This window comes from Nocardia sp. NPDC003963, assembly GCF_053605105.1.
In genome coordinates this window covers 1-5,296 of the sequence record NZ_JBSGIP010000100.1, presented here as the reverse complement: position 1 = coordinate 5,296, position 5,296 = coordinate 1, and the positions used below count along the sequence as shown (strand labels likewise).

6 protein-coding genes and 1 rRNA gene are annotated in these 5,296 nt (G+C 64.5%); 4 read left to right on the top strand and 3 right to left on the bottom strand.

Annotation, left to right across the window (positions count from 1 at the left end; translation table 11 throughout):
• Nucleotides 1-491 precede the first annotated feature (491 nt).
• Together mce and ACWEWT_RS38395 are read left to right on the top strand one after the other, a co-directional pair.
• Nucleotides 492-965, top strand: a complete 474-nt coding sequence (mce, locus tag ACWEWT_RS38400; RefSeq protein ID WP_452565865.1) for a methylmalonyl-CoA epimerase — start codon at nucleotides 492-494, stop codon at nucleotides 963-965.
• A gap of 86 nt (nucleotides 966-1,051) precedes the next feature.
• A complete protein-coding gene (locus ACWEWT_RS38395; RefSeq protein ID WP_449905823.1) occupies nucleotides 1,052-2,068 on the top strand; it encodes a hypothetical protein in 1,017 nt (338 codons plus the stop codon).
• Between the two features lie 332 nt (nucleotides 2,069-2,400).
• Here ACWEWT_RS38395 and ACWEWT_RS38390 read toward each other — a convergent pair whose 3' ends face one another.
• Together ACWEWT_RS38390 and nucS are read right to left on the bottom strand one after the other, a co-directional pair.
• On the bottom strand, nucleotides 2,401-2,706 hold the full coding sequence (locus tag ACWEWT_RS38390) for an ATP/GTP-binding protein (RefSeq protein ID WP_452565862.1): 306 nt from the start codon (nucleotides 2,704-2,706) through the stop codon (nucleotides 2,401-2,403).
• Nucleotides 2,707-2,716: 10 nt separating this feature from the next.
• Entirely contained in the window at nucleotides 2,717-3,403 is a 687-nt protein-coding gene (gene nucS, locus ACWEWT_RS38385; protein ID WP_452565860.1) for an endonuclease NucS, read from the bottom strand.
• A gap of 370 nt (nucleotides 3,404-3,773) precedes the next feature.
• On the opposite strand from nucS, the gene ACWEWT_RS38380 reads away from it, so the two are divergent.
• Together ACWEWT_RS38380 and ACWEWT_RS38375 are read left to right on the top strand one after the other, a co-directional pair.
• Entirely contained in the window at nucleotides 3,774-4,667 is an 894-nt protein-coding gene (locus ACWEWT_RS38380) for a hypothetical protein (RefSeq protein WP_452565858.1), read from the top strand.
• Nucleotides 4,664-4,861, top strand: coding sequence for a hypothetical protein (locus ACWEWT_RS38375; RefSeq protein WP_452565856.1), 198 nt, complete (start codon nucleotides 4,664-4,666; stop codon nucleotides 4,859-4,861). Before ACWEWT_RS38380 ends, ACWEWT_RS38375 begins: the two co-directional genes overlap by 4 nt.
• 344 nt (nucleotides 4,862-5,205) lie before the next feature.
• On the opposite strand, the gene rrf is transcribed toward ACWEWT_RS38375, so the two are convergent.
• A 5S ribosomal RNA gene (rrf, locus tag ACWEWT_RS38370) occupies nucleotides 5,206-5,296 on the bottom strand; the annotation flags it as partial.

Here is a 5,296-nt window from a genome sequence, read left to right as displayed (position 1 = left end):
TATCAACCCCGGTTCTTCACTCCGCCGCTCAGTCGCTGCGCTCCTTCGCTCTGTCGCTCCAGAACCGGGGCGGGCCCCGCCCACTGAGGTGGACCATCCGGAGTACGACGGGCGGTATGCAGGAAGGCGCGTCCCGGAAACGGCGGGTGGACCGGCGACGCAGCGAATGCTCAACGGTCTCCCTCCTCCGGGTAGCAACTCCACACGCTCGGTCGCTCCGCATCCGGGCCCGACCACACAGGGACGGCCCGGCGACGCCCGCGATGGAGCTCTATGGCTCGACCGGGACGCTCACCGGCGACCTCGCGTTGCACGCGCCGCCCGAAAGCGAGGCGTGGCGCAGACTACTCCACGGTAGCCTGCGGCTTCCCCGGATCGGAGCGCAGGGATGCGCAGATCACCCGGCGGTATTTGAGGGCGGCCGCCCTATGTTGGGCCCGATCCGGGTGGGTAAGCGACTGCGGCACGAGGGAACGCGCTACTTTCGAAGGGTGAGCACCGCTACCCCGTCATCAGAATTCATTCCCGCCGATTACATCGTCGCGGTCGACCACGTCGGTATCGCCGTCCCGGATCTCGACGTCGCCGTCGCCTGGTACGCCGAAAACCTCGGTCTCGTCGAAACCCACCGCGAGGTCAACGAGGAGCAGGGCGTTCAGGAAGCAATGCTGTCCGCGCCCGCCGCCGAGGACGATTCGACTGCTCTGCAGTTGCTGGCACCGCTCGACGAGACCTCCACTATCGCGAAGTTCATCGACCGCAGCGGCCCGGGTCTGCAGCAGCTGGCCTTCCGGGTAACCGACATCGAGGCTGTTTCCGCATATCTTCGCGATCGCGGCATGCGCCTGCTCTACGAGGCGCCGCGACGCGGAACCGCCGACTCCCGTATCAATTTCGTCCATCCGAAGGATGCTGGCGGTGTGCTGGTCGAGTTACTGGAACCGGATCCGAATGTTACGCACTAGTATCAAGATCGGGCTGTAAGGAGACGCTCCGATAACATTCCCGGTCGGCTCACCATGCGTAGGTCTCAGGCTGTAGTTTGTTGCCCATGTCGTCACCCGAGTCCGATCGCAATCGCTTCGTTGCGCTGCCCTTCACCGTTGTGCGCAAGGGTTATGCGCAAGACGAGGTGCGTAACTATTTCGACCGCTTCGATGCCGAGTTGCGGGTTACCGCCACCGACCGCGACGCCGCCGCCGCCCAGGCCCGGAACCTCGCCAGTCAGCTGGAAGACGCCCGCGACGAAATCGACGAGCTCCGTAAGGAAGTCGACCGGCTGTCCGTACCGCCGACCACCGCGGAGGGGATGAGCGACCGCATCTCCCGCATGTTGCGATTGGCCTCGGACGAGGCGTCCGAGGTTCGCGCTCTCGCCCAGGCCGAAGCCGCCGAGATGGTTTCCATCGCGGAACAGCAGGCCACCGAAATGCGCGGTAAATACGAATCCCTGCTCGCCGAAACCAAAGAAAAGCGCGAAGCGCTGGAAATCGAATACGAGCAGACGCTGGCCAACGCTCGTACCGAATCCGCGAAGATCATCGAAGCCTCCCAGGCCGACGCCGAGCGTCTCGCCAAGGAGTCCGAGGCCAAGCGCAAGGCCACGCAGCAGGACTTCGAGGTCACCATGGCCGAGCGTCGCACCAAGCTGACCCGCGCCATGGAAGAGCTGGAGGCCACCAGCCGCGCCGAAGCCGCTCAGCGGATCAAGGACGCGACCGACGAGGCCAACCGTCTCATCACCTCCGCCACCCAGACCTCCGAGCGCAAGATCGCGCACGCGAAGGAACTGGCCGAGGAGATGCGTGTACTGCGCGGCCGGGTCCTGGCCCAGCTGCTCGGTATCCGCGGCCAGCTCGATTCGGTGCCTGCCATGCTCGCCGCCGTCAACCGGGAGAGCGAACTGCTCGACGGTGTGCCCGAGCAGCCGCGTAAGTCCATCGGCAGCGGCCAGAACAACAAGTCTGTGAACGGCCCGCGTCAGAAGGCCATCCCCGAGGTGAGCTCCGAAGACGAGTCCGACGATATCGTCGAGGACGAGCGCGAGAACGCCGATATCAGCCGCTGAGCTGCTGTCGGGACGTACACGGCGACAACCGTAAATCAAATCCGAAGGCCGCCCCACCGGGGCGGCCTTCCTCATATCTTCGTCGGGGCGGCCACGCCCATGAGGGCATCGCTCGGTGACGGCACCAGGGGAATTTCCCGCGAGATCGCGGCCGCGAATCCGCCCACACAACGGGGCCCGTGAACTGCGGCCCGAGCGATGATCGGCCGGAACCGCACTGATGCCGCCCGGGGACCCGGCCCGTTCGTCATGCCGGGTCAGCTGAGCGGCCGGTTCTCGCTGAACCCGATATCGACGGCACATACGCACCACACCGACGCCCGGCGCACAGTTCAGGACCAGCGCCGGGTGATCCCACGGGTCCGCCGGCCGTTCCAGCAGCCGCTGTGCCAATGTCTGCGATCCGTTTCACCGCTACCGACCGGCCATGCGACCACATGCGCGACCCCCGGCATTATCTCGTGATCACAGCCCGGGCAGCGATAGCGCTTCACCGCGCGCGCCCCCGGAACGGTACGGACGACGTACTCGTCTCCGTCGGGCCCCGATTCGGTCCGCCGATAGACATCGCCGAGCCCACTCCCGGTCCGCGACGGCTCTGCCCCGGAGCGCGCGCTGCGCGGATTTCGTCGTGGCATGGCCTCGAGTCTAGAAGAGACGGAATTCGTTGCTCTCGGTCCCACGTAGCGCGTTGTAATCCAGGGTGAGGCAGCGTATCCCGCGATCCTCCGCCAGCGTTCGCGCCTGAGGCTTGATCTGCTGGGCCGCGAAGACGCCGGCGACCGGCGTCAGCAACGGGTCCCGGTTCAGCAACTCCAGGTACCGGGTCAGCTGTTCCACCCCGTCGATCTCGCCGCGTCGTTTGATCTCCACCGCCACCGTACGACCGTCCGCGTCCCGGCACAGCAGATCCACCGGCCCGATAGCCGTCATGTACTCCCGGCGTACCAGGCTGTACCCGGCGCCGAGCGTCTCCACATGCTCGGCGAGCAACTCCTGGAGATGCGCTTCCACCCCGTCCTTGACCAGACCGGGATCCACACCCAGCTCGTGACTGGAATCGTGCTCGATCTCCTCGATGCTGATCCGCAGCTCCTCCCCCGCCTTGTTGCTCACCACCCACAGCGCCTTCAGCTGTTCGGCGGCCGCGTCCGGCTCTCGCTCCTCCAGCCAGCAGGGCGGGCTCATCCAGTTCAACGGTTTGTAGGAACCCCCGTCGGAATGCACCAGTACCGACCCGTCCGCCTTGATCATCAGCAGCCGGCGAGCCATCGGAAGATGAGCGGTCAACCGTCCCACGTAGTCGACCTGGCAACGAGCAATCACGAGTCGCATCCGGCAGAGTCTAGGCGCTGCTCACCACCCGACTCCGACAGACCGGCGGTACGCTCCACGGCGACCAGCCGGACCCGACCACAACAGGATGAACCGCACCGAACCAACGCCTCGCACGAGGCCGACCATGGTGCCGACTACGCCGCCACCGTAAGGCTCTGCGGGTGCCGTCGAATTCACCACCGCGTGGAGGGCGATTCGGAAACCCGACGAGATACCGCCCGCACCGACCCGCCACGGACTGCACATCAGGTAGTCGAGTGGTCATGTTCCACTATGCGAACCGCTTCCCTTGTACGACCTCGTGCAGAATCGTATAGGGGGAGCTTCGTCTCGACCCACGGATGGAAGGTGACGCGGAGGTACAGTCGTGGTCTGGATTTCTCGGTTGATCCGCGACGGATCGGGGCGGGTCGTTCGCAGCGTTGTCGAGTTCGCCGAGAACAACAAGGCCATCACCAGCGGTAACACCGGGCGTATCCGCAATCTTCTCGATGACGTCTCCGCCCGGGAAGCACACGGCGCCGCACAGGTCGACAAGTCGGTGGGAAACACTATCCCCGGCTCCCCGGCGATTCCGGCATCCCGCAGGAAGCTCCACATCCCCGATCTCTCGGCCATGCCCTCGCTCCGAACCTTCATGCGCGGCGGACCCGCCGACGAGGGGAGGTTGAAAGCGATACTCTCCGGATTCAACCAGCGCTACGGGTTGTTCGACGTACATGTCGCACAAGCCGGCTATTTGCGCGACCGCCCGGGATTCGACTACCACGCCTCGGTTCGCGCACCGGGCGAAGGCATGATCGGCATGCTCCAACGGAAGATCTACTACGACGAGCAGGGAAAGATCGTCGTCGAGAACGTCATGATGGACCTCTTCGGCAAAGACGCCACCGGGAAGGGCTTCGCGACCTCGTTCAACTCCGCGATGGAGAGCTACTATCGCAGGTGCGGTGTCGATCGGATCAAAGTATTCGCGACCGATGACGGAGGTTACGTCTGGGCGCGCGCGGGGTACGAGTTCGACCTGACTCCGGAGAAACTCGAGTCTTCGGTCTCCTCGATCACCACCAAGATCCGTACGATATACAACGATTGCTCGGACGCCGAACGCATTGAACTGGACGATATGTTGAGCAGATTCGAGCGCAAGCGGGTCGTCGACTACCCCACCCCGAACGAGCTCGCGAGCCTGGGACACGACGGCGCACTGGGCGAGAGGTTGATGAAGGACACAGCATGGCACGGAGTGAGGGTTCTGTGAACGTGACACCGGAAGAAGCGGAATTCATGCGTGCCCGCAGCAAGGCAATGGCCGACGAGTTCATGTTGTTCGTGACGTCCCGGGGCCTGGACATGGATACGAGTACGTGGCCGGAGGAGGACCGCCGCGAATTCGACACCCGCAATCGCGCGCTGATCGAAGAGTGGAAGCGCAAGGCCCGGAAGCTGCCGTAGCCATTCGGCACAGTCTCCATTTCCGCGGGCCGCCCCACCGAATCCGAAAGATGGGGTGCGCCACTGGAACATATTCGGACTTACACGTGCGTGCCGCCCGAGAAAAGCACGGCCGACAAAGAAGGCTTTCGTCAGCCTGCCCTGGCAGCCGCCGACACGTAGCTCCGGCGCACTGCGGGCGGACGCGCCGACGAAGGTGCCCGCATGCGATCCGGGCTGAAATTACGTGATCTGGATTTCCGTGCAGCGGAAGACGGTTCCGGAGACACCGAGAACGCCAATCTTATCCGGGCTGAAAACGCCTTCAGGGGCCCACGATTCATGGGCCCCTGAAGGGAAATATGTTCCGGCGGTGTCCTACTCTCCCACACCCTGTCGAGTGCAGTACCATCGGCGCTGGCAGGCTTAGCTTCCGGGTTCGGAATGGGACCGGGC